This is a genomic window from Micromonospora sp. NPDC050200, assembly GCF_040656135.1.
GTDB lineage: Bacteria > Actinomycetota > Actinomycetes > Mycobacteriales > Micromonosporaceae > Micromonospora.
In genome coordinates, this window is the sequence record NZ_JBFALG010000050.1 from 24,272 (window position 1) to 47,651 (window position 23,380).

Annotated in this window: 20 protein-coding genes; 17 read left to right on the top strand and 3 right to left on the bottom strand. The window is 73.0% G+C overall.

Annotation, left to right across the window (positions count from 1 at the left end):
• Positions 1–47 precede the first annotated feature (47 nt).
• Together serC and AB0I41_RS26545 are read right to left on the bottom strand one after the other, a co-directional pair.
• Entirely contained in the window at positions 48–1,178 is a 1,131-nt protein-coding gene (serC, locus tag AB0I41_RS26540) for a phosphoserine transaminase (protein WP_357112853.1), read from the bottom strand.
• A 270-nt stretch (positions 1,179–1,448) separates the two neighbouring features.
• The gene (locus AB0I41_RS26545; protein ID WP_357112855.1) at positions 1,449–2,555 is read right to left on the bottom strand and encodes a citrate synthase 2; all 1,107 of its coding nucleotides are present in this window, start codon (positions 2,553–2,555) and stop codon (positions 1,449–1,451) included.
• A gap of 272 nt (positions 2,556–2,827) precedes the next feature.
• On the opposite strand from AB0I41_RS26545, the gene pdxH reads away from it, so the two are divergent.
• The 7 genes from pdxH (at position 2,828) to AB0I41_RS26580 (ending at position 8,980) form a co-directional block, all read left to right on the top strand.
• Positions 2,828–3,457, top strand: coding sequence for a pyridoxamine 5'-phosphate oxidase (pdxH, locus tag AB0I41_RS26550; RefSeq protein WP_357112857.1), 630 nt, complete (start codon positions 2,828–2,830; stop codon positions 3,455–3,457).
• On the top strand, positions 3,454–4,749 hold the full coding sequence (locus AB0I41_RS26555; protein ID WP_357112860.1) for an MFS transporter: 1,296 nt from the start codon (positions 3,454–3,456) through the stop codon (positions 4,747–4,749). Before pdxH ends, AB0I41_RS26555 begins: the two co-directional genes overlap by 4 nt.
• 145 nt (positions 4,750–4,894) lie before the next feature.
• A complete protein-coding gene (locus tag AB0I41_RS26560) occupies positions 4,895–5,824 on the top strand; it encodes an aldose 1-epimerase family protein (RefSeq protein ID WP_357112863.1) in 930 nt (309 codons plus the stop codon).
• A gap of 11 nt (positions 5,825–5,835) precedes the next feature.
• Positions 5,836–6,438 carry a nitroreductase family protein gene (locus tag AB0I41_RS26565; protein ID WP_357112866.1) on the top strand — a complete coding sequence of 201 codons (603 nt, stop codon included), beginning with the start codon at positions 5,836–5,838 and terminating at the stop codon, positions 6,436–6,438.
• 178 nt (positions 6,439–6,616) lie between these two features.
• Entirely contained in the window at positions 6,617–6,922 is a 306-nt protein-coding gene (locus AB0I41_RS26570) for a type II toxin-antitoxin system VapB family antitoxin (RefSeq protein ID WP_357112869.1), read from the top strand.
• 32 nt (positions 6,923–6,954) lie between these two features.
• Entirely contained in the window at positions 6,955–8,118 is a 1,164-nt protein-coding gene (locus AB0I41_RS26575; RefSeq protein WP_357112872.1) for an acyl-CoA dehydrogenase family protein, read from the top strand.
• Positions 8,119–8,215: 97 nt separating this feature from the next.
• Entirely contained in the window at positions 8,216–8,980 is a 765-nt protein-coding gene (locus AB0I41_RS26580) for a DUF4230 domain-containing protein (RefSeq protein WP_357112874.1), read from the top strand.
• A gap of 184 nt (positions 8,981–9,164) precedes the next feature.
• Here the strand turns inward: AB0I41_RS26580 and AB0I41_RS26585 are convergent, their stop codons facing one another.
• Positions 9,165–9,362: a PspC domain-containing protein gene (locus tag AB0I41_RS26585; RefSeq protein ID WP_357112877.1), complete on the bottom strand. Its 198-nt coding sequence runs from the start codon at positions 9,360–9,362 to the stop codon at positions 9,165–9,167.
• 394 nt (positions 9,363–9,756) lie between these two features.
• On the opposite strand from AB0I41_RS26585, the gene AB0I41_RS26590 reads away from it, so the two are divergent.
• From AB0I41_RS26590 to AB0I41_RS26635, 10 genes are all read left to right on the top strand, one after another.
• Complete coding sequence (locus AB0I41_RS26590) at positions 9,757–11,127, top strand: L-serine ammonia-lyase (RefSeq protein WP_357112880.1); 1,371 nt, start codon at positions 9,757–9,759, stop codon at positions 11,125–11,127.
• A 58-nt stretch (positions 11,128–11,185) separates the two neighbouring features.
• A complete protein-coding gene (locus AB0I41_RS26595) occupies positions 11,186–12,013 on the top strand; it encodes an ABC transporter permease (RefSeq protein WP_357112883.1) in 828 nt (275 codons plus the stop codon).
• A gap of 1 nt (position 12,014) precedes the next feature.
• On the top strand, positions 12,015–12,758 hold the full coding sequence (locus tag AB0I41_RS26600; protein WP_357112885.1) for an ABC transporter ATP-binding protein: 744 nt from the start codon (positions 12,015–12,017) through the stop codon (positions 12,756–12,758).
• A 41-nt stretch (positions 12,759–12,799) separates the two neighbouring features.
• Entirely contained in the window at positions 12,800–14,707 is a 1,908-nt protein-coding gene (locus AB0I41_RS26605; RefSeq protein WP_357112904.1) for a DUF5941 domain-containing protein, read from the top strand.
• A 16-nt stretch (positions 14,708–14,723) separates the two neighbouring features.
• The gene (locus tag AB0I41_RS26610; RefSeq protein ID WP_357112888.1) at positions 14,724–16,901 is read left to right on the top strand and encodes a bifunctional glycosyltransferase family 2 protein/CDP-glycerol:glycerophosphate glycerophosphotransferase; all 2,178 of its coding nucleotides are present in this window, start codon (positions 14,724–14,726) and stop codon (positions 16,899–16,901) included.
• 95 nt (positions 16,902–16,996) lie between these two features.
• A complete protein-coding gene (locus AB0I41_RS26615) occupies positions 16,997–18,355 on the top strand; it encodes an ABC transporter ATP-binding protein (RefSeq protein ID WP_357112890.1) in 1,359 nt (452 codons plus the stop codon).
• A 94-nt stretch (positions 18,356–18,449) separates the two neighbouring features.
• Complete coding sequence (locus AB0I41_RS26620) at positions 18,450–19,403, top strand: hypothetical protein (protein WP_357112893.1); 954 nt, start codon at positions 18,450–18,452, stop codon at positions 19,401–19,403.
• Positions 19,404–19,656: 253 nt separating this feature from the next.
• Positions 19,657–20,124: a DUF4442 domain-containing protein gene (locus tag AB0I41_RS26625; protein ID WP_238451264.1), complete on the top strand. Its 468-nt coding sequence runs from the start codon at positions 19,657–19,659 to the stop codon at positions 20,122–20,124.
• A gap of 58 nt (positions 20,125–20,182) precedes the next feature.
• On the top strand, positions 20,183–20,932 hold the full coding sequence (locus AB0I41_RS26630; protein WP_357112896.1) for a beta-phosphoglucomutase family hydrolase: 750 nt from the start codon (positions 20,183–20,185) through the stop codon (positions 20,930–20,932).
• Complete coding sequence (locus tag AB0I41_RS26635; protein WP_357112898.1) at positions 20,929–23,301, top strand: glycoside hydrolase family 65 protein; 2,373 nt, start codon at positions 20,929–20,931, stop codon at positions 23,299–23,301. The genes AB0I41_RS26630 and AB0I41_RS26635 overlap by 4 nt, the downstream gene beginning before the upstream one ends.
• The last annotated feature ends 79 nt before the right edge of the window (positions 23,302–23,380 follow it).

Consider the following 23,380-nt stretch of genomic DNA (forward strand, 5'->3'; position numbering starts at 1 on the left):
CACGGTGGGTGGTCGACGAGGCCCCGCCGGCCACCCACCGTCACCGTCTACCGGAGCCGTTCCACCACGTAGTCGATGGACGCGGTCAGCGCCTCCACGTCGGCCGGCTCGACCGCCGGGAAGAGCGCGACGCGGAGCTGGTTGCGGCCCAGCTTCCGGTACGGCTCGGTGTCCACGATGCCGTTGGCGCGCAGCGCCTTGGCGATCGCCGAGGCGTCCACCCCGTCGGCGAAGTCGATCGTGGCGACCACGTTGGAGCGCAGCGCCGGGTCGGCGACGAACGGCGTGGCCACATCGGAGCGCTCGGCCCAGCCGTACACGATGCCCGCGCTCTCGGCGGTGCGCTTGGCCGCCCAGGCCAGGCCGCCCTGCCCGTTCATCCAGTCGGTCTGCTCGGCGGCCAGGAAGATGGTGGCCAGCGCCGGCGTGTTGTACGTCTGCTCCAGCCGCGAGTTGTCGATCGCGGTGACCAGGTCGAGGAAGGCCGGGATGTAGCGACCCGACTCCTTGATCTCGGTGGCCCGCGCCAGCGCGGCCGGCGACATCAGGGCCAGCCAGAGGCCGCCGTCGGAGCCGAAGCACTTCTGCGGGGCGAAGTAGTAGACGTCGGTCTCGCCGACGTTGACCTCCAGGCCGCCGGCGCCGGAGGTCGCGTCGACCAGCAGCAGCGAGCCCTCGTCGGCGCCCTGCACCCGGCTGATCGGCACGGCCACGCCGGTGGACGTCTCGTTGTGCGGGGTGGCGTAGACGTCCACGCCCGCCTCGGCGACCAGGGCCGGCGCGCTGCCCGGCTCGGACTTGCGGATCGTCGGCTCGCCGAGGAACGGAGCGTCCTTCACCGACTTGGCGAACTTCGCGCCGAACTCCCCGAAGCTGGCGAACTGGGCGCGGTCGCGGACCAGGCCGAAGGTGGCGACCTCCCAGAAGGCGGTGGTGCCACCGTTGCCGATGATCACCTCGTAACCCTCGGGGAGCGAGAAGAACTCGGCGATGCCCCGGCGCAGCCGGGCCACCTGGTCCCGGACGGTCTTCTGCCGGTGCGAGGTGCCCAGGTAGCTGGTGGCGACGTCGGCAAGTGCGGAGACCGCCGCTGGACGGACCTTGGACGGCCCGCAGCCGAAGCGCCCGTCGGCGGGCCTGATGTCGTCGGGAATCCGGATGGTCGGTGCGTCAGCCACGGTTGTCTCGATCCTTCCGCGTGGGCGAGGACGGGCCCTGCAGCGGGCGCGGATCGACGGCGGCCGCGCGCGGGCGCGCGGAAGCCGGGATCCGAGCCCGGTCCGGCGGCACTGCCGAGTCTTCATCCTCGCACTCCGCCCGGGTCGTCCGGCGGCTGGTCCCACGCCGCGCGCTGAGGGATGCACCACAACCCGGCCGCCGTGGAGGCCCGGTGCGGGGACGGGAAGGGCCCCGTCCGCGCGGACGGGGCCCTTCGACGGGTACGCGGGTCAGACGCCGTGCGGGATGGCGTCCCAGCCCTCGACCTCCTGGGGCTTGCGGGTGGCCGGCCCCATGTAGCGGGCGGACGGCCGGACCAGCCGCTGGAGCTTCTTCTGCTCCAGGATGTGCGCGCTCCAGCCGCCCATCCGGGCGCAGGTGAACATCGAGGTGAACATGTGCGCGGGCACCTCGGCGAAGTCCAGCACCACGGCCGACCAGAACTCGACGTTGGTGGCGAGCACCCGGTCCGGGCGGCGGGCCTGGAGCTCGGCCAGCGCGGCCTTCTCCAGCGCCTCGGCGATCTCGAAGCGCGGCGCCCCCAGCTCCTTGGCGGTACGGCGCAGCACGCGGGCACGCGGGTCCTCGGCCCGGTAGACGCGGTGGCCGAAGCCCATCAGCCGCTCGCCCCGGTCGAGGACGCCCTTGACGTAACCCTCGGCGTCGCCGCTGCGCTCGACGGCCTCCAGCATGCTGAGCACCCGGCTCGGGGCGCCGCCGTGCAGCGGGCCGGAGAGCGCGCCGATGCCGGAGGAGATGCACGCCGCGGCGTCGGCGCCGGTCGAGGCGACGATCCGGGCGGTGAAGGTGGAGGCGTTCAGGCCGTGCTCGGCGGCCGAGATGAAGTACGCGTCGACGGCCTTGACGTGTCGCGGGTCGGGCTCGCCGCGCCAGCGCTTCATGAAGCGCTCGACGATCGTCTCCGCCTTGTCGATCTCCTTCTGCGGCACGGCGGGCAGGCCGAGGCCGCGGGCCGACTGGGCGACGAAGGAGAGCGCGGTGACCGAGACCCGGGCCAGATCCTCGCGGGCCTGCTCGTCGGAGATGTCCAGCAGCTGCTCGAGCCCCCAGTACGGGGCCAGCATGGCGACCGCGGACTGCACGTCGACGCGGATGTCGCCGGAGTGCACCGGCACCGGGAACGGCTCGGCCGGCGGCAGACCCGGGCCGAACCGCCCGTCGACCAGCAGCGCCCAGACGTTGCCGAAGGAGACCTGACCGATCAGATCCTCGATGTCGACACCGCGGTAGCGCAGCGCGCCACCCTCGCGGTCCGGTTCGGCGATCTCGGTCTCGAAGGCTACGACGCCCTCCAGGCCCGGTTTGAAGTCAGACATGTCGTCTCCTGGCTTCTGGCTCGGTGCGCCCGAGCGGGCTCAGTCCGGCCCAGACCTTAGGCGACCCTCAGGGATGTGTTCGTGACATCTTGCCTGCTGGGTAACCGACTGCGCGACCCAGTGCCACTGTGCCGCACACGACATCCCCGCCGATGGAGACCGTCACGTCCTCGGTGAGACTGTGCGGTGGGGGCTGGCCAGCGTCGGGGGACGCGGGCGCTGCCACGAGAGAGAGAAGGAACGTGACGGGCGACACACCGCCTCCGGCGGCCATGCGTAACGAGTACCCCGCCGACCTGGGCCTTTCCGAGGCCGATCTGGCCGCGGACTGGTACACCCAGTTCGACGGCTGGTTCGCCGACGCGATCGCCGCCGGGCTGCCCGAGCCGAACGCGATGGTCGTCGGCACCGCCGACGCAGCCGGCCGCCCCAGCGGCCGCACCGTGCTGCTCAAGGGCTACGACCCGGAGGGCTTCGTCTTCTACACCAACTACACCTCCCGCAAGGGCGGTGAGGCGACCGCCAACCCGTACGCCAGCCTGGTCTTCCCCTGGTTCCCGATGCAGCGGCAGGTGGTGGTCGCCGGCCCGGTGGAGCGGGTCGGCCGGGCGGAGACCGGGGCGTACTTCGCCAGCCGGCCGCGCGGGTCGCAGCTCGGGGCCTGGGCCAGCGCCCAGTCCCGGGTCATCCCCGACCGGGCGGCGCTGGACGAGGCGTACCAGGCGGTGGTCGCCCGCTTCGCCGACGTGGCGCAGATCCCGGCGCCGCCGCACTGGGGCGGGTTCCGGGTCCGGCCGGAGTCGGTGGAGTTCTGGCAGGGGCGGGCGAGCCGGCTGCACGACCGGCTGCGGTTCCGCCGCGCCGACGGCGGCGACTGGATCGTGGAGCGGCTGGCCCCGTGACCACGACCAAGCAGACCCGGCCGGGCGGGGCGCGGCGCTGGGCGATCGACCTGCGTCCGCTGGCGGTGCCGGAGTTCCGGCGGATCTGGCTCGGCGGCGGCATCGCCATGCTCGGCTTCCAGTTCACGGCGGTGGCCGTACCGGTGGAGATGTACGCGCTGACCCGGGACTCGTTCTGGGTCGGCCTGCTCGGGGTGGCCGCGTTCCTGCCGCTGCTGGTCTTCGGGCTCTGGGGCGGGGCGGTCGCCGACGCCCGGGACCGGCGGGGCGTACTGCTCGCCAGCCAGGCGCTGCTCTGGGTGTCGATGCTGGCGCTGCTGCTCCAGGCGGTGCTCCGGGTGGGCAGCCCGGTGCTGCTGCTGGCCCTGGTGGCGCTCCAGTCGGTCGGCTTCGCGGTCAGCGGGGCGGCCCGCACCGCGAGCCTCCCCCGGCTCGTCCCGGCCGAGCTGGTGCCGGCGGCCAGCACACTGAACTTCACCACGTACACCGCCGCCTCGGTCGTCGGGCCGCTGCTGGCCGGGCTGATCTTCGCGACCTGGCGGGCCGACGTCGCGCTGCCGATCGCGTACAGCCTCGACACGGTCCTGTTCACCGCCGCCGTCTGGGCGACCCTGCGGATGCCGGCGCTGCCGCCGGAGCCGGACCCGGACGGCGACGGCACGCCCCGCAAGGCCGGCCTGGCCAGCATCGTCGACGGGCTGCGCTACCTGGCCACCACGCCGGTGCTGATGCTCTCGTTCGCCATCGACCTGATCGCGATGATCCTGGCCATGCCCCGGGCGCTCTTCCCCGAGGTGGCCCAGGAACGGTTCGGCGGCGGCGCGGCGGTCGGCTGGCTGTACGGCGCGATCTCGCTCGGCGCGATGCTGGGTGGGCTCACCTCCGGCTGGATCGGCCGGCTCCGCCGGCAGGGCCTGGTGCTGGTGCTCGCGGTGGTCGGCTGGGGTGTCTCGGTGGCGCTGGCCGGGCTGGCCCACCAGCTCTGGCTGGTGGTGCTGCTGCTCGCCCTGGCCGGGGCGTCCGACCTGGTCAGCGCGGTGCTGCGGCAGTCGATGCTGCTGGTCTACGCGCCGGACCGGATGCGCGGCCGGCTGCAGGGTGTCAACACGGTGGTCATCGCCGGTGGGCCGCGCCTGGGCGACCTGCGAGCCGGCGCGGTGGCGGCCGGGTTCGGCACCGGAGTGGCCTGGGTGGGCGGGGGTCTGATCTCCGCCGTGCTCGCCGTCGCGCTGGTGGTGGTCTTCCCGGCGCTGCTGCGCTACCGGGCCGCGCCGGCCGCGGACCGCGACTGAGCCGTCCGCCGCGCCGGCCGCCCGCGTGGTCGGCGGGCGGTTGGTCCGCGAGGGCGGGTGGGCCGCCCGGGCCCGGTGACCGCTGGGCGGGAAGCGGCCCGGAGGGACCGGCGGGGGCGGCGGCGGGCGACTAAGGTCCCCTGACATGGAGAAGGCCACGACCCGCCCGCCGTCCGGGACACAGTGGACCATTGCCGCCGACGGCCACGAGGCGGTCGTCGTCGAGGTGGGCGGTGGGCTGCGGTCGTACCGGCACGACGGCGTGGACTACGTCGACGGGTACGGGGTGGACGAGATGTGTCCCGGTTCGGCCGGGCAGGTGCTGGCGCCCTGGCCGAACCGGATCCGCGACGGGCAGTACGCCTTCGGTGAGCACGCGTTGCAGCTCGCGCTGACCGAACCGGCCCGGAACAACGCGATGCACGGCCTGGTCAACTGGGTGTCGTGGCACCTGGTCGAGCAGTCCGCCGACGCCGTCACGGTCGGCTACGACCTGCCGCCCACCCCGGGCTACCCGTGGGCGCTGCGGCTGCGTACCCGGTTCAGCGTCGGCGCGGACGGCCTGCGGGTCGCGCACGAGGCGACGAACCTCGGCGCGGAGGCCGCCCCGTTCGGCTTCTCGATGCACCCCTACCTGCGGCTGCCCGGCGTGCCGGTGGACGAGGTGTCGCTGCGCGTCCCGGGCCGGATCCGGGTGTTGCTGGACAGCCGGCTGCTGCCCGTCGGGGCCACCGCCGTGGCCGGCACCGAGTACGACTTCACCGAGCCCCGCCCGATCGGCGGCGCGGTGCTCGACGTGGCCTTCGGCGACCTGATCCGGGACGCCGACGGCGGCTCCACGGTGGCCCTGGCGGCCCCCGACGGCTCCGCCGCGCTGCACGTCTGGGCGGACCGAAAGTTCGGCTGGTGGCAGGTCTTCACCGGGGACACGCTGACCGGCGAGCGGCACCGGCGCTCGGTGGCGGTGGAGCCGATGACCTGCCCGGCGGACGCGTTCCGCTCCGGCAAGGACGTGATCACGTTGGAGCCGGGCGCCAGCTGGCGGGGCGCCTGGGGCGTCCGGCCCGGCGTCTGAGCGGCGGGGGCATGGAGTTCGGCGAGGTCGTCCGGCGACGCCGGATGGTGCGCAACTACGACCCGGACCGTCCCGTCCCGCCGGACGTGGTGGACCGGCTGCTCGACCACGCGGTGCGGGCGCCGTCGGCCGGGTTCGCGCAGGGCTGGGGCTTCCTGGTGCTGGAGGCCCCGGAGGACCGGGAGCGGTTCTGGACGGCGGCCACCCCGGGCGGCGGCGGCCGGGAGCGCTGGCTGGCCGGGATGCGCCGGGCACCGCTGATCGTCGTGCCGCACGCGAACCGCTCCGCCTACCTGGAGCGGTACGCCGAGCCGGACAAGGGCTGGGCCGACCGCGCGGCGGAGCGCTGGCCGGTGCCCTACTGGTACGTCGACACCGGCTTCGCCGCACTGCTCATGCTGCTGACCGCCGTGGACGAGGGGTTGGGCGCCTGCTTCTTCGGCATCCCGCCCCAGCGGCTGGACGCCTACCGGGAGGCGTTCGGGGTCCCGGAGGAGTACCAGCCGATCGGCGCGGTGACGGTGGGTTACCCCGCACCCGACCACCGGTCACCGTCGCTGCGCCGGGGGCGGCGTCCGGTGGGCGAGGTGGTGCGGCGCGGCCGGTGGAGTTGAGCGAGGTTCGTGCCGTCCCGGGTGGGTAACGGCGCTAGTGAAACCGACATGAGGGAGTAAAACGCGGTGTGGCGGAGGCGGTTAGGCTGGCACGGTCATCGGTGCCGCACCGCGCGGCGCCACGGCGTGACCCGGCTCCGCGCCGTCGGTCGGCCCGGCCAGGGGAGGGGAGCGTGCCGTGATCTTCAGAGCGGTCCGGGACGGGCGTCCCTACCCGGAGCACAACCTCACGCTCAAGCAGTGGGCGGAGATCCCGCCGCGTCCGCTGCGGTTGGACCAGCTCATCACCACCAAGCGGGAGTTGGCGCTGGACAAGCTCCTCGCCGAGGACTCGACCTTCTACGGCGACCTCTTCCCGCACGTGGTGCAGTGGAACGGCGGCCTCTACCTGGAGGACGGGCTGCACCGAGCGCTGCGCGCGGCGTTGCAGCAGCGCAACCAGATCCACGCCCGGGTGCTGGTGCTCGGCGGCCAGGACGGATGACGCCCGCCTGAAGTCTCGTTAAGGTGGCCCCCATGACCGCACCTCTGGACCTGCTGGACATCGACGCCTCGCTCGGCGAGGAGGAGCGGCAGATCCGGGCCGTCGTGCGCCAGCTCGTCGACGACCGGGTACGCCCGCACGTCGCCGGCTGGTACGAGGAGGGTCACGTGCCGGCCCGCGAGCTGGCCCGCGAGTTCGGCAAGCTCGGCCTGCTCGGCATGCACCTGACCGGGTACGGCTGCGCCGGCGCCTCGGCGGTCGCGTACGGGCTGGCCTGCCTGGAGCTGGAGGCCGGCGACTCCGGCATCCGCTCGCTGGTCTCGGTGCAGGGCTCGCTCGCCATGTACGCCGTCTGGCGCTACGGCAGCGAGGAGCAGAAGCAGCGCTGGCTGCCGTCGATGGCGGCCGGCGAGGCGATCGGCTGCTTCGGGCTGACCGAGCCCGACCACGGCTCCGACCCGGCCTCGATGACCACCCGGGCGCGCCGCGACGGCGACGACTGGGTGCTCAACGGCGCCAAGATGTGGATCACCAACGCGCCGATCGCCGAGGTCGGGGTGATCTGGGCGCGCACCGACGAGGGCGTGCGAGGTTTTCTTGTGCCGATGGACACCCGTGGGGTGGGCACGCAGGAAATTCGCCGGAAGATGTCGCTCCGTGCCTCACTCACCGGCGAGATCGCCCTCGACGACGTCCGGCTGCCGGCGGACGCCCAGCTGCCCGGGGCGATCGGGCTCAAAGCCCCGCTGAGCTGCCTGACCGAGGCTCGGCACGGCATCGTCTGGGGTGCGCTCGGCGCGGCCCGCGACTGCCTGGCGACGGCTGTGGACTACGCGACCACCCGGACCCAGTTCGGCCGGCCGCTGGCCGGCTTCCAGCTCACCCAGGCCAAGCTCGCCGACATGGCCGTCGAGTGGAACAAGGGCTACCTGCTGGCGCTGCACCTGGGCCGGCTCGCCGACGCCGGGAAGCTACGCCCGGAGCAGGTCAGCGTGGGCAAGCTGAACAACGTGCGGGAGGCGCTGGCGATCGCCCGCCAGTGCCGGACGATCCTCGGCGCGAACGGCGTCTCCGGCGAGTACCCGGTGATGCGGCACGCCAACAACCTGGAGAGCGTGCTGACCTATGAGGGCACCTCGGAGATCCATCAGCTGGTCATCGGGCAGAAGCTGACCGGCGTCTCCGCCTTCGCCTGAGCGGTCTTCACCCGTTCGGGTCGCTCGACGCGCGGGTGTCGCATCCGGCCCGTACCGTCAATCGAAGACGACGTGTCTGACGAGGACGGTGAGGGCCATGGCCCGCGACGGTGACATCCACGAGCCCACCAGGGAGTTCCCCGGCTACCCGACCGCCGACACGCTGCCGGCCCGGTCGGGCGACACCTCCGCGCCGCGGCCGGGCGAGCCGGAGCCCGCCGGCGGGCCCGCCCGGGGTCTGCTCCGGGTGCTCGGTGCGGCGGCGCTGGCGGTGGTGGTGCTGCTCGGTGCCCAGGCCACGGGCATTTTCCCCGACCTGCGCAACCCCTTCGCCAAGGAGCAGACCGACCGCAGCCAGCCGCCGCTGCTGAAGTCGATCCAGGACCTCAGCCGCTACGTCGCCGCCGAGGGCAACTTCCAGGTGGTGGTCGACCTGCAGAACGACCGCAACAACGTGCCGGAGTTCCTGCTCAACCAGCGGACCCTCTTCGTCGGGGCGGGCAGCGTGGAGGCGTACGTCGACTTCACGAAGATCTCCGAGGGGGCGGTGGTCGAGTCCGCCGACGGCAAGTCGGTCGAGATCAAGCTGCCGGCGCCGCAACTCGGCAGGACCAACCTCGACCTGCAGAAGAGCTACGTCTTCGCCGAGGAGCGCGGCCTGCTCAACCGGATCAACGAGCTGGTCAAGGGCGACCCCAACCGGCAGCAGCAGGTCTACCAGCTCGCCGAGGAGCGGATCACCGCGGCGGCGCGGGACAGCGGGCTGACCCAGCGCGCCGAGGAGAACACCCGCAAGATGCTGGAGGGCCTGCTCCGTTCCCTCGGCTACGAGAAGGTCACCATCACCTACACCGCCCCCTGACCTCCGACCCGACGACGCCCGCCCCGATTCCCGGAGCGGGCGCCGTCATGTCCCAGCGGGTCCGCGGTGTCGTCCGGCAACCGGACGGGCGCCTGAGCGTGCACTTTCACGGAAAGAGTGGCCTACGGGCCCGGAATAGCAACTCTTTCTCGGAAAGAGCGCGGTTGGACGGCCGGGGTGGGGGTCAGTAGCGGGAGCGGTCCTCGTTGGGCATCAGGATCCAGAGGACCAGGTAGATGATCACCTGGGTGCCGGGCAGCAGCAGCGACAGCAGGAACAGCAGCCGGATCAGGAACGCCGAGGTGTTGAACCGGCGGGCCAGGCCGACGCACACACCGGCGAGCATGCGCCCCTCGCGGGGCCGGACCAGTTTGCGACTCATCGTCGTACTCCCACTCTGCGGCGATCCGCCGCTCTGCCGTCAACGGTAGGAAGGAGTGGCCACCGCGCCCTCCGTCCGAGGACGGATCCGGCGGGCGGGTACCCGTAGGTGGTTACCCGCGTCGGCCTCGGCCGACGCACCACGCCCTCGGCCCGTCGCGCCGATTGCGGCAGGTCGCGGCCTCCTGACCGGCCGATACGGCGACATGCCGCAATTCGCGCGGTGTTCCGCTCGGCGTCGGCCGCCCTCGGGACGGGGGTGAGATGGGCGGGTAGGCTCGCCGGTCGACGCCGCCCACACCCCGGGCGGTACCCGACGGCCGGCGGAGATCCCGACGGTCGTGACCCCGGTCGGGCCCCGCACCACCGGGGACGACGGCGAGGAAAGTGCAGCCATGATCAGTGTTTTCGACCTCTTCAGCGTCGGCATCGGGCCGTCCAGCTCGCACACCGTGGGCCCCATGCGGGCCGCCCGGACGTTCGTCGCCGGGCTGAAGGCCGACGGGCTGCTCGCCGACGTCACCCGGGTCCGGGCCGAGCTGTTCGGGTCGCTCGGCGCCACCGGGCACGGCCACGGCAGCGACCGGGCCGTGCTGCTCGGGCTGGAGGGTGAGGCGCCGGAGACGGTCGACACCGACACCGTCGGCCCCCGGGTCGCCGGGATCCGCGCCGACCGGCGGCTGAGCCTGCTCGGCGCGCAGGAGATCGACTTCGACCCGGACCGTGACCTGGTGCTGCACCGCCGCCGGTCGCTGCCGTACCACCCGAACGGGATGACCTTCGCGGCCTACGACTCGGCCGGCATCCAGGTCCGGGTCCGCACCTACTACTCCGTCGGTGGTGGGTTCGTGGTGGACGAGGCGGCCGCCGGGGCGGACCGGATCAAGCCGGACTCCACCCGGGTGCGGCACCCCTTCTACACCGGGGCCGAACTGCTCGACGTGACCGCCGCGACCGGGCTGTCGATCAGTGGGGTGATGCTGGCCAACGAGCTGTCCTGGCGCAGCGAGGCCGACGTGCGGGCCGGCCTGCTGGAGATCTGGCGGGTGATGCGGGAGTGCGTCGAGCGCGGCTGCGAGCGCGACGGTGTCCTCCCGGGCGGGCTGAAGGTCCGCCGCCGGGCGGCGGAGTTGCACCGGAGCCTGGCGGCGGAGGTCGACTCCACCGACCCGCTGCGCGCGATGGACTGGGTGACGCTGTTCGCCCTCGCGGTCAACGAGGAGAACGCGGCCGGCGGCCGGGTGGTGACCGCCCCCACCAACGGCGCGGCCGGCATCATCCCGGCGGTGCTGCACTACTACACCCGGTTCGTGCCGGGCGCGGACTCCGACGGCGTGGTCCGCTTCCTGCTGGCCGCCGGCGCCATCGGGGTGCTGTTCAAGGAGAACGCCTCGATCTCCGGCGCCGAGGTCGGCTGCCAGGGCGAGGTCGGGTCGGCCTGCTCGATGGCCGCCGCCGGGCTGGCCGAGGCGCTCGGCGGCACGCCGGCGCAGGTGGAGAATGCCGCCGAGATCGGCATGGAGCACAACCTCGGGCTGACCTGCGACCCGGTCGGGGGGCTGGTGCAGATCCCGTGCATCGAGCGGAACGCGGTGGCTAGCATCAAGGCGATCACCGCCGCCCGGTTGGCGCTGCGTGGGGACGGGGTGCACGCCGTCTCGCTGGACAAGGTCATCAAGACCATGCGGGAGACGGGCGCCGACATGAAGGTCAAGTACAAGGAGACGGCGCGCGGCGGCCTGGCCGTCAACGTGATCGAGTGCTGAGGGGCGTTCGTTCACCGACTGCTAACCTGTCGTCCGTCCGGGGAGGCGGGAGGCGACGGTGACCGCTGGCGTCGCGACGTTGTGGTCGCACCGCAACTCGCTGCGGATCCTGGTCAAGCGGGACCTCGCGGTGAAGTACCAGCAGTCCGTGCTCGGCTACTTCTGGTCGCTGATCGAGCCGCTCGGCATGGGGGCGATCTACTTCTTCGTCTTCGGCGTGCTCTACTCCGGCGACACCAACCGGCATCTCGGGCAGGCCGCCGAGTCGTACCCGCTCTTCCTGATCACCGGCATCTTCGCCTGGATGTGGACCAGTTCCGCGCTGAGCGAGGCGACCAACGCGCTGACCGGCCAGTCCCGCCTGATCACCACGATGAACGTGCCCCGGCAGGTCTTCCCGATCGGCCGGGTCACCGGCCGGTTCGCCGAGTACGCCGCCGGCCTGCCCATCCTCTTCGCCGTCGCCGCCGGGTACGCGGCGCACGGGAAGATCCACCCCGGCTGGTCCCTGCTCGCCCTGCCGCTCGCCGTGCTGGTGCAGGCGACCCTGCTGATCGGGCTCTCGCTGCTGCTCTCGGCGGTCAACGTGCTGATGCGCGACGTCGAGCGCTTCATGCGGCTGATCATCCGGGTGCTCTTCTACGCCACGCCGATCATCTATCCGCTGAGCCTGGTCCGGGAGTCCCGGATGCCGGGCTGGGTGAAGGTCGCCTACGAGCTCAACCCGCTGGTCGGCATCTTCCAGCTCCAGCACGCGATCTGGTATCCGGACGAGTTCCCCGACGCCCGGCTGCTGGCCACCACGGTCGCCGGCAGCCTGCTGGTGCTGCTCGTCGGCTGGTGGGCGTTCCGTCGGCTCGAACCCGCCGTGCTCAAGGAGCTGTGAGGTGGCGCCGATCATCGAGGCCGAAGGGCTCGGCATCCGGTTCGTCCGCAACCGCCGGCGGCAGTTGCGGCTGCGCGAGCTGTTCATCCACCGGGGCGGGCGGGCCGCCGCGTCCGGGCAGTTCTGGCCGCTGCGCGACGTCTCCTTCACCGTCCAGCCCGGCGAGACGGTCGGGGTGATCGGGCGCAACGGCACCGGCAAGAGCACCCTGCTGCGGCTGATCGCCGGGGTGCTCATCCCCGACGAGGGGCGGATCCGGGTGCGGGGCGACGTCGCGCCGCTGCTGGAACTCTCCGCCGGCTTCTCCAACGACCTCACCGGCCGGGAGAACCTCTACCTCGTCGGCGGCCTGCACGGGCTGTCGTCGGCGTACCTGAAGCGGCACTTCGACGACATCGTCTCCTTCGCCGGCGAGCAGGTGGAACGCGCCATCGACACCTCGGTCCGGCACTACTCGTCCGGGATGAAGGTCCGGCTCGGGTTCGCGATCATCTCCCACCTGCCGCACCCGATCCTGCTGATGGACGAGGTCACCGCGGTGGGCGACGCGGAGTTCCGCAAGAAGTGCTATTCGACGATCGACCGACTGCTCGCGGAGGGGCGCACCTTGGTGCTGGTGTCACACAACGAGAAGGACCTGACCCGGTTCTGCGGTCGGGGGCTCTACCTCGACGGTGGGCGGCTGACCGTGGACGGCACGGTCGCCGAGGCGCTCGACGCGTACCACGCCGCGGTCCCGCGGTGACGCTCGCGATCGTGCTCGCCGCCGGTGCGCCGGCCGCGGGCCTGCCCACCGGCACCGGGGAGACGCTCGCCGACCGGCTGGCCGCCCAGTGGCGCCGGGCCGGGGCGGACGAGGTCCGCGCCGCCGCCGACCTGGACGAGCTGGCCGCCCTGGTGGGCGCCGCCACCGGCCCCGTGATCGTCAGCGGGGCCGACCTGGTCGCGCACACCGCCGTACTGCGGCACCTGGCGACCAGCCCGGTCGGACCGACGGTGGCCCTGGTGCTCACCGACCCGCCGGTGCCCGGCCGGGCGGCCGTGCGCGAGGAGCGCGGCCAGGTGGTCGAGGCCGGTCCGGAGCCGGCGGACGCCACCGGCGTCTTCGGCGGCGCGCTGCGGGTCGGCGTCGAGGACCTGCCGGCCCTCGCGGCCGCCGCCCGGGCCGCCGCCGGTCGGCCCGTGGCCGGGCCCGCCGTGGACGGCCTCTTCGCCGCGCTCACCGCGCTCGGCACGCTGACCTTCGCCCACCGGGTACGCCTGCTCGTGGCGCACCGGGTCGGCGACGCCGCCGGGCTGCACGCCGCCGAGGCGGCGCTGGCGGGGGTGGACGAGGACCGGGCCGAGCTGCGGCTCTCGGTCAAGGAGCGGGACGACTTCTTCACCACCTACTTCGTCAGCACCTGGTCGCCGTACGTGACGAAGGCCGCGGCCCGGGTCGGGCTCGGCCCGACCGGCGTGACCATGCTGTCGGTGCTCTTCGCGGTCGCCGCGGCGGTGCTGTTCGGCGTCGGGGGCCGGCCCGCGCTGGTCACCGGGGCGGTCCTGCTCTACCTCGGCTTCATGCTCGACTGCGTGGACGGCCAGCTGGCCCGTTACACCCGGCACTTCAGTGCCTGGGGCGGCTGGCTGGACACCATGGCCGACCGGGCGAAGGAGTACCTGGTGTATGCCGGCCTCGGCTACGGGGCGACGCACGCGGGCTTCCGGTACGGCTGGGCCCTGGCGATCGCCGCGATGACGCTGCAGACCGTTCGGCACATGACCGACACCTGGTACGGCGTGCTGCACGACGAGGCGGCCCGCCGGCCGAAGACGTCCGTCGGCGCGGGCGGCGGCGGCATCGGCGACCGGCTGAACGCCGCCTCGACCCGCGTGCAGGCGGACACCGGGTCGGTGTCGTACTGGCTGAAGCGGACGGTGGTCTTCCCGATCGGCGAGCGGTGGGCGCTGATCGCGCTGACCGTGGCGCTGTTCAACCCGCTGGTCAGCCTGGTCGCGGTGCTGGTCTGGGGGACGCTGGCGTTCGCGTACACCGGGGCGCTGCGCACGCTGCGGGCGCGCTGGATGTGGGTGCCGGTGCTGGACACGGTCGACGCCACGCTGCACCGCGACGACGGCCCGCTGACCGCGCGGCTGCCGGTGGTCCGCCCGATGGGCCCGCTGACCCTGGCGGTGCTGGCGGCGCTGGGCCCGGCGGCGCTGCTGGTCGCGGCGCTGCTGGCGGGCGGCGGCGGGCTGCGCTGGTGGGTGCCGGTGGCGCTGGTGGTGCTGCTGGTCGGCGGGCTGGGTGCCGGGGCGGCGCACAACGGGCCGCTGGACTGGCTGGTGCCGGCCGCGCTGCGGGCCGGGGAGTACCTGTTCGCCATCGCCGTCGGGGTGGTCGGCGGCGTGCCGGCCTGGCTGGTCTTCGGCTACGTCCTCGTGCTCACCCTGCACCACTACGACCTGACCGCCCGGCTGGAGAAGCGGCAGGCGGCCCCGCCGCTGCACCGCTGGACGCTGGGCTGGGAGGGGCGGTCGGTGCTGCTGGCACTGGCGGCGATCGCCGGAATTGCGGGTATCGGTCTGGCTACACTCGGTACGTACCTTCTTGTGGTATTCGTGGCGAGTGTCGTCCTGGCCTGGGTCGTCCTGCCGGCCCGCGCCGCGCGGGTGAGGGCCGTCCCGGTTCGAGGGGGTTCGCCGGGCTGACGGAGGGGCGGCCGGGATGACCCTGATCAGCTTCGTCGTACCGGCCTTCCGGGTGCAGGGCTACCTGCGCGAGTGTCTGGACTCGATCCTCGGCCAGCCCTTCGGCGACTTCGAGGTGATCGGCGTCGACGACGCCTCGCCGGACGCCGGCGGCGACATCCTCGACGAGTACGCCGCCCGCGACCCCCGGGTCCGGGCGCTCCGGCTGCCCCGCAACGTCGGGCTCGGTCCGGCCCGCAACGCCGGGCTGGACCGGGCCGTCGGGGAGTACGTCTGGTTCGTCGACGGCGACGACTGGCTCGCCCCGGACTGCCTGCCCGAGGTCGCCGACCGGCTGCGGGCCACCCGCCCGGACGTGCTGGTGGTGGACCACGTCCGGGTGCACTGGGACGACACCGGCACCCCCAGCGCCTTGCCGGAGGTGTTCCCGGAGCCGCCCGGCGAGGCCACCTTCCGGTTGCGGGACCGGCCGGAGACCTTGCACCTGCTGCACACCGCCTGGAACCGGCTGGTCCGCCGGGAGTTCCTGGTCGAGCTCGGGCTCCGCTTCGCCCCCGGCTGGTACGAGGACGTCTCCTTCAGCTACCCGGTGCTGCTGGCCGCCGAGCGGATCGGGGTGCTCGACCGGGTGTGCGTCAACTACCGGCAACGGCGGACCGGGGCGATCACCCGTACCCGGGGGGACCGGCACTTCGAGGTCTTCGCGCAGTGGCACCGGGTGTTCCAGCTGATGGACCGCTGGGGCCCGGCGGTGGCCGAGCTGCGGCCGGCGGTCTTCGAGCGGATGGTCTGGCACCACCTGGCCGTGCTCGGCAACGGCGAGCGGATCGCCCCCGCGCTGCGCCCGGCGTTCTTCGCCCAGATGACCGCCGACCACCGCCGCTTCCGGCCGCCCGAGGGTCATCCCGTCCCGGACGGGCTGGAGGGACTCAAGCACCGGCTGGTCGCGGCGGGACGGTGGCGGACGTTCAGCGCGTTGCGCGCCGTGAACCAGGCCCGGGCGACGGCCCGCAGCACCACCCGGCGGGCGCTGCCGGTGGCCCGGCGTACCGCGCGGCTGAGCCGGGACGTGGTGCTGCGCGAGTACTACCGGGCCGAGCTGCGCCGGCCGATCGACCCGGCGCTGGCCGTCTACGCCGCCTACTGGTACCGGGGGTACGCCTGCAACCCGGCCGCGATCCACGCCGCCGCCCGCCGGCTGGCCCCGCAGGTCCGGGGGGTGTGGATCGTCGGGCGGGACCGGGTGGACACCCTGCCACCCGGCACCGAGTACGTCGTCGCCGGCACCCGCGGGTACTACCGGGCGCTGGCCCGGGCGCGGTGGCTGGTCAACAACGTCAACTTCCCCGACTTCGTCCGCAAGCGACCCGGCTCGGTGCACGTGCAGACCCACCACGGCACGCCGGTGAAGGTGATGGGGTTGGACCAGCAGCGTTATCCGCTCGGCGCGGCCGGGATGGACTTCGCCGGGCTGCTGTGCCGGGTGGACCGCTGGGACTACAGCGTCACCTCGAACAGCTTCTCCACCCAGATGTGGGACCGGGCCTACCCGGCGTCGTACACCACCCTGGAGGTCGGCTACCCGCGCAACGACCGGCTGGTCGCCGCCACCGCCGAGGAGGTCCGCGAGGTCCGCGACCGGCTCGGCGTCAGCCCGGGCGAGCGGGTGGTGCTCTACGCGCCGACGCACCGCGAGCACCTGCCCCACTACCGCCCGCCGTTCCACCCGGAGCGGCTGCTCGACGTGCTGGGGCCGTCCGGCCGGCTGCTGATCCGCAGCCACTACTTCCAGGACCGGGACAGCCGGACCCGCTGGCGTACCCGTGGACGGGTGGTCGACGTCAGCGACCACGGCTGCGTCGAGGACCTCTACCTCGCGGCGGACGTGCTGGTCACCGACTACTCGTCAGCGATGTTCGACTACGCCGTCCTGGATCGCCCGATCGTCGTGTACGCGCCGGACCGCGAGGCGTACACGCTCTCCCGGGGTGTCTACTTCGACGTGACCGCCGCACCGCCCGGCGCGGTCGCCCTCACCTTCGCCGACCTGCTGGAGCTCTTCCGCTCCGGCGCGGTGACCGGGGCGGAGGCGGAGCGGGCGCGGCAACGGTTCCGGGACCGGTTCTGCACGCTGGACGACGGGCACGCCGCGGAGCGGGTGGTCCGCCGGGTCTTCCTCGGCGACCCGGGGTGACGCAGGGTCTCGCCGACCCGGCCGCCGGTAACCGGCCGCCGGTAATAGGACCGTCATGACCCGAACATGGCACGTTCAGCCGATGCTCTGATCGCATGATCCTCGTCACAGTCAAGCGGGGTTTGGCCGAGCTGGGGGAGGAGACGGTGACCACCGTCGCGCTCAAGGATGTCACCAAGGTGTTCCAGGACGGAACGCTCGCGGTCGACAGCGTCAATCTGGACGTCAACGACGGCGAGTTCATGGTGTTGCTCGGGCCGTCAGGCTGCGGCAAGTCCACCGTGCTGCGGATGGTCGCGGGCCTGGAGGACCCGACCGCCGGTGCCGTGATGCTCGACGGCGAGGTCGCCAACGACCTGCCGCCCCGCGAGCGGAAGATCGCCATGGTCTTCCAGGACTTCGCGCTCTACCCGCACATGACCGTCGGCGACAACATCGCCTTCCCGCTGCGACTCGCCGGTGTGGAGCCGGCCCCGCGTGGCGAGCGGGTGCAGGACGTTGCCGGCGCGCTCGGCATCGCGGACGTCCTCGGCCGTAAGCCGAGCCAGCTCTCCGGCGGCCAGCGGCAGCGGGTGGCCATGGGGCGGGCGATCGTGCGCAGGCCGGGGCTCTTCCTGATGGACGAGCCGCTCTCCAACCTGGACACCGGCCTGCGCGCCGAGCTGCGCGCGGAGATCTCCGGGCTGACCCGCGAGCTGGGCGTCACCACCATCTACGTCACGCACGACCAGGCCGAGGCGCTGACCATGGCTGACCGGGTCGCCATCATGCGCAAGGGCGTGCTCCAGGACGTGGGCACGCCGACCCAGGTGTACGGCCGGCCGGCCACCCTGTACGTCGCGGCGTTCCTGGGTAGCCCCCGGATGAACCTGCTGGAGGCCTCGGTCTACGTCCACCTCGACCGGTATGTCACCCTCACCCTCGGCGAACAGGCGCTCTATCTGCCCTGGGACGACATCCGCAGCCGGGCGGTGGCGCACTACCACGGCGAGCGGATCGTGGTCGGGATGCGGGCCGAGGCACTGACCCCGGTCGCCCCGGACACCCCCGGCGACGTGCTCCGGGGCCGGGTCCGCTACCTGGAGCACCACGGGCACGAGTCGCTGGCCTTTCTCGACATCGGCGCCACCGCGATCGTGGTGGACGAGATGGGCGCCGCACCGGACGAGACCCCGGGCGGGCAGCGCGGAATGCGCCGGTTCGGGCAGGCCATGCAGCGGCTCACCGGTCGCGCCGGCGAGGTCGAGCCGATCTCCGCACCGACCGGTGGCGGCAACCGGACCAGTGTGCTCAACGACCCGGGGCGCCATCACCGCCGCCCCGCCGAGCTGGCGGTACGCCTCGCCCCGTACCCGGCGATCTCCGCCGGCCACCCGATGTCGGTGGCCGTACGGATGGACGCCCTGCACTTCTTCGACGAGCGCGGCGACCGGATCGACGTCGGCTGGCGCTGAACCGCGCGGCGTCAGGGCTGCGGCGCGGCCGGCCGATGCCCTACGGTCAGCGGACTTCGTCCACTGAGCACTTTTCTCCAGAGAGGGGCCCACAATGTCGGGTGACCGTCCGAGCCCGCTCGTCATCGAGCGGATCCTGCGTGACCGGCAGGGCGTCTGGCAGCAGATCGTCGCCGACGACGACCTGAACGCGCTGACCGGGCGGATGCTGGCCAGCTCCGCCGTCGCCCTGGCCTGCTACGGCGCGGTGCTCGGCGCGTTCCACGGCGTGCTGATGGCGTTGACCTCGGCGGTGAAGCTGCCGCTGCTCTTCCTCATCACCCTGGCCATCTGCCTGCCCACGCTCTACCTGTTCAACCTGGTCTTCGGGGCCCGCCTGTCGGTACGCCAGTCGCTGGCCCTGGTGATGGTGGCGATCACGGTCACCTCGATGCTGGCGGTGGCGTTCGCCCCGATCAGCCTCTTCTTCCTGATCACCGCGCCGGACTACGGCTTCTTCAAGCTGCTGAACGTGGCGATCCTGACGCTGTCGGCGGTGGTGGGGTTGCGCTTCCTCACCGGTGGGATGCAGGTGCTCAACGCGCACGGCCTGCTCGCCCCGACGGTCACCGCCCCGCCCGCCGTCGTCGCCCCGCCCGCCGCCGTCGCCGCGCCGGCTGCGGTCCCGGCGCCGGCCGTCCCCGCCCAGCCGGTGCCGGTCGGTGCGGTGCCCGCCCAGGCGGTCGCGGAGCCGGTGGCCGTGGCCGCGCCCGCGAGCGCGAACGGCACCGTGACGGCAGCTTTCCCGCCCGGGATGGTCCCGCCGGGCCACCCCGGAGCGGCTCGGCCGTGGGCCACCCCGCCGATGCGACGCAGCGAGCCGGAGCAGCGGCCGGCGAGCATGACCCTGCTGTACGTCTGGATCCTGCTCTTCGGTTTCGTCGGCACCCAGCTCGCCTGGACCCTGCGCCCGTTCGTCGGCAGCCCGGGCGAGAACTTCGCGCTGTTCCGCAGCATCGAGGGCAACTTCTACGCGGAGATCCTGCGCACCATCGGCAACCTCTTCTGACCCCTGGCGGCGGCGGGTGGCCCCGGTGCAACCGGCTGGTGTCGTCAGGAGCGTCATGCCTGACAGGCATATTTATGCCTGCCAGGCATGACGCTTCCCAGGCTGTCCGGCACCCGCGCGGTAACGCCGCGTGACGTGACGTGGTCATGGGTGGCCACCTGGCGGGCCGGCAGGGGCGGTGTGGGGCGGCCGCTGCCCCGGAGCTGCCGGTCCGCGTCTTGCCGGGCAAGTTACCTACTAGTAACGTCGGGGCATGTCCATCGACTCGCGCCAGGTGGCGGCCGGAATGCTCCAGGCCGTGCCGTTCGCCCGTACCCTCGGCTTCGAGTTCGTCGAGGTCGCTCCGGAGGCCGAGGGCGGGGTCCGGGCGGTCGTCCGGCTGCCCGACACGCCGGCCACCCACAACCACGTCGGCGGCCCGCACGCCGGAGCCATGTTCACCCTCGGCGAGACCGCGTCCGGGACGGTGGTGATGGCCGCCTTCGGCCACCTGCTCGACCGTGCGGTGCCGCTCGCCGTCCGGGCCGACATCGCGTACCGGAAGCTGGCGATGGGGCCGGTGCTGGCCACCGCCCGACTCGGTCGTACGCCGGCCGAGGTGGTAGCCGAGCTCGACGCCGGGCAGCGGCCGGAGTTCCCCGTCGAGGTCGAGATCGGCACCGAGGACGGCACCGTCACCGGCACGATGACCGTGGTCTGGACGCTGCGCCCCAATCGCTGACGCCCCGACACCTGCCGAAACGGGTTTGTCCGGGCGGTGCGCTGGATAGATTCGTACCGTGCTGGGCCTACCTGCTCATGTGTCCGCCTGTCTCTTCGATCTGGACGGTGTGCTGACGCAGACCGCCAGGGTGCACAATGCCGCCTGGAAGGAGACCTTCGACGCGTTCCTGGCGCGGCGGGCGACGGCCACCGGTGAGCCGTTCCGGCCGTTCGACCCGGGGTCGGACTACAACCGGTACGTGGACGGCAGGCCCCGGGCCGACGGGGTCCGAACCTTCCTCGCCTCCCGGGGCGTGGTGCTGCCGGAGGGCAGCCACGACGACCCGCCCGAGGCGGACACGGTCAACGGGGTCGGCAACCGCAAGAACGTCGTCCTGCTCGAGCGGATCCACCGGGACGGTGTCGACGTCTACCCGGGCTCGGTGGCGTACCTGCGGGCCGCCGTCGCGGCCGGGCTGCGCCGCGCGGTGGTCTCGGCGAGCGCCAACTGTCGCGACGTGGTCGCCGCCGCCGGCCTGGAACCGCTGCTCGAGGCGCGGGTCGACGGCCTGGTGGCGCGGGCCGAGGGGTTGCGTGGCAAGCCGCACCCGGACACCTTCCTGGCCGGCGCGAAGCTGCTCGGGGTCGATCCGGCCGACGCCGCCGTCTTCGAGGACGCCCTCCCCGGAGTGGCCGCCGGCCGGGCCGGCGGCTTCGGGTACGTGGTCGGTGTCGACCGGGTCGGCCAGGCCGACGCGTTGCGCGACCACGGCGCCGACATCGTGGTCACCGACCTCTCCGACCTGCTGAAGGGGGTGGCGGCGTGATCCGCGAACGCGCCTATCCGGTGGAGCCCTGGCACATCCGGGAGACCCGGCTCGACATGGACGTGCTGGCCCAGTCCGAGTCGGTCTTCGCGCTCTCCAACGGGCACGTGGGTCTGCGCGGCAACCTGGACGAGGGGGAGCCGCACGGCCTGCCCGGCACCTACCTCAACTCCTTCTACGAGCTGCGCCCGCTGCCGTACGCGGAGGCCGGCTTCGGCTTCCCCGAGTCGGGCCAGACGATCGTCAACGTCACCAACGGCAAGCTGATCCGGCTGCTGGTCGACGACGAGCCGCTCGACGTCCGGTACGGCGAGCTGCTGGCCCACGAGCGGATCCTCGACCTGCGGGCCGGGACCCTGCACCGGGAGCTGCACTGGCGCTCCCCGGCCGGCCGCGAGGTCAAGGTCCGCAGCACCCGCCTGGTCTCTTTCACGCACCGCGCGGTCGCCGCGATCCACTACGAGGTGGAGGCAGTGCACGGGCCGGTGCGGCTCATCCTCCAGTCCGAGCTGGTCGCCAACGAGACCCTGCCGGCGCAGAGCCGCGACCCGCGGGTGGCCGCCGTGCTGGAGTCCCCGTTGCAGGCCGAGGAGGAGCTGACCACCGAAGACGGCGGGCTGCTCATCCACCGCACCAAGGTCAGCGGCCTGCGGGTGGCCGCCGAGATGGGCCACGACGTGCACGCCCCGGCGAAGGCCACCGTCGACTCCGAGGGCTACGAGGACTGGGTCCGCACCACCGTCGGTTGCGTGCTCAAGCCCGGCGAGACGCTGCGGGTGGTCAAGTACCTCACGTACGGCTGGTCGAGCCGGCGGTCGCTGCCGGCGCTGCGCGACCAGGTCGGGGCGGCGCTGGCCGCGGCCCGGCTGGACGGCTGGGAGAGCCTGCGCCGGGAGCAGCGGCAGTACCTCGACGAGTTCTGGGACGCCGCCGACGTGCGGGTCGAGGGCGACCCGGAGGTGCAGCAGGCGGTCCGGTTCGGGCTGTTCCACGTCCTCCAGGCCGGCGCCCGGGCCGAGCGGCGACCGATCTCGGCCAAGGGCCTGACCGGTCCCGGGTACGACGGGCACGCGTTCTGGGACACCGAGATGTTCGTGCTGCCGGTGCTCACCTACACCCAGCCGTCCGCCGTCCGGGACGCCCTGTACTGGCGGCACTCGACGCTGGAACAGGCGCACGAGCGGGCCCGGACGTTGAACCTCAAGGGCGCGGCGTTCCCCTGGCGGACCATCGAGGGCCCGGAGTCCTCGGCGTACTGGCCGGCCGGCACCGCCGCCTTCCACATCGCCGCCGGCGTGGCCGACGCGCTGCGTCGCTACCTGCTGGTCACCGGCGACGACCAGCTCGAACGGGAGATCGGCCTGGAGCTGCTGGTGGAGACGGCTCGGCTCTGGCGCTCGCTGGGCCACCACGACCGCAACGGCCAGTTCCACGTCGACGGGGTGACCGGGCCGGACGAGTACACCGCGGTCAAGAACGACAACATCTACACCAACCTGATGGCGCAGCGGAACCTGCTCACCGCCGCGGACTGCGCGATGCGCTTTCGGGACGAGGCGCTCCACCTCGGCGTGACCGAGGAGGAGGCGGCGGAGTGGCGGGACGCGGCGAACGCCATGCACGTCCCGTACGACGAGGAGCTCGACGTCCACCAGCAGGTGGAGGGCTTCACCCGGTTGCAGGAGTGGGACTTCGAGCACACCCCGCCGGAGAAGTACCCGCTGCTGCTGCACTACCCGTACTTCGACCTGTACCGCAAGCAGGTGGTCAAGCAGGCCGACCTGGTGCTGGCCATGCACTGGCGGGGCGACGCCTTCACCGCCGCGCAGAAGTTGCGCAACTTCCTCTACTACGAGCGGCGTACCGTCCGGGACTCCTCGCTGTCGGCCTGTACCCAGGCCGTGATGGCGGCCGAGGTGGGGCATCCCGAGCTGGCCCACCGCTACCTGCGCGAGGCCGCCCTGATGGACCTGCACGACCTCAACGAGAACACCCGCGACGGCGTGCACATGGCCTCGCTGGCGGGCGCGTGGATCGCGCTGGTCGCGGGCTTCGGCGGGATGCGCGACCATGACGGGACGCTCTCGTTCTCGCCGCGCCTGTCCAGCCGACTCAGCCGGCTGGAGTTCTCGTTGCAGTGGCGCTCCGTACGGCTGCGGGTGGACGTCCGGCCGCACCAGGCCACGTACTCGCTGCACAACGGCGGGCCGGACGCGGTGATGGAGCTGCGCCACCACGGCGAGAAGATCAACGTGACCAGTTCGCTGCCGGTCACCCTCCCGGTGCCGACCCCCGACCCGCCGGGCCCGGCCCCCGAGCAACCCCCGGGTCGCGCCCCGCTGCTGCACCTTCCCGAGGACAGCTCCTGACCGGCGGAGCCGGGTCGGCGGGGGGGGTTGTGTGGGGGGGCCGCGCGCCCCCGGGGGCGTGGGCGGTGGAGTGGGGGCT

Excerpts from the sequence above, each read along its gene's own strand:
- AB0I41_RS26590 (WP_357112880.1), top strand. The coding sequence starts at position 9,757 with ATGATCAGTGTTTTCGACCTCTTCAGCGTCGGCATCGGGCCGTCCAGC.
- pdxH (WP_357112857.1), top strand. The coding sequence starts at position 2,828 with ATGCGTAACGAGTACCCCGCCGACCTGGGCCTTTCCGAGGCCGATCTG.
- AB0I41_RS26560 (WP_357112863.1), top strand. The coding sequence starts at position 4,895 with ATGGAGAAGGCCACGACCCGCCCGCCGTCCGGGACACAGTGGACCATT.
- AB0I41_RS26625 (WP_238451264.1), top strand. The coding sequence starts at position 19,657 with ATGTCCATCGACTCGCGCCAGGTGGCGGCCGGAATGCTCCAGGCCGTG.
- AB0I41_RS26575 (WP_357112872.1), top strand. The coding sequence starts at position 6,955 with ATGACCGCACCTCTGGACCTGCTGGACATCGACGCCTCGCTCGGCGAG.
- AB0I41_RS26580 (WP_357112874.1), top strand. The coding sequence starts at position 8,216 with ATGGCCCGCGACGGTGACATCCACGAGCCCACCAGGGAGTTCCCCGGC.
- AB0I41_RS26610 (WP_357112888.1), top strand. The coding sequence starts at position 14,724 with ATGACCCTGATCAGCTTCGTCGTACCGGCCTTCCGGGTGCAGGGCTAC.
- AB0I41_RS26620 (WP_357112893.1), top strand. The coding sequence starts at position 18,450 with ATGTCGGGTGACCGTCCGAGCCCGCTCGTCATCGAGCGGATCCTGCGT.
- AB0I41_RS26545 (WP_357112855.1), bottom strand. The coding sequence starts at position 2,555 with ATGTCTGACTTCAAACCGGGCCTGGAGGGCGTCGTAGCCTTCGAGACC.
- AB0I41_RS26565 (WP_357112866.1), top strand. The coding sequence starts at position 5,836 with ATGGAGTTCGGCGAGGTCGTCCGGCGACGCCGGATGGTGCGCAACTAC.
- AB0I41_RS26585 (WP_357112877.1), bottom strand. The coding sequence starts at position 9,362 with ATGAGTCGCAAACTGGTCCGGCCCCGCGAGGGGCGCATGCTCGCCGGT.
- AB0I41_RS26615 (WP_357112890.1), top strand. The coding sequence starts at position 16,997 with ATGATCCTCGTCACAGTCAAGCGGGGTTTGGCCGAGCTGGGGGAGGAG.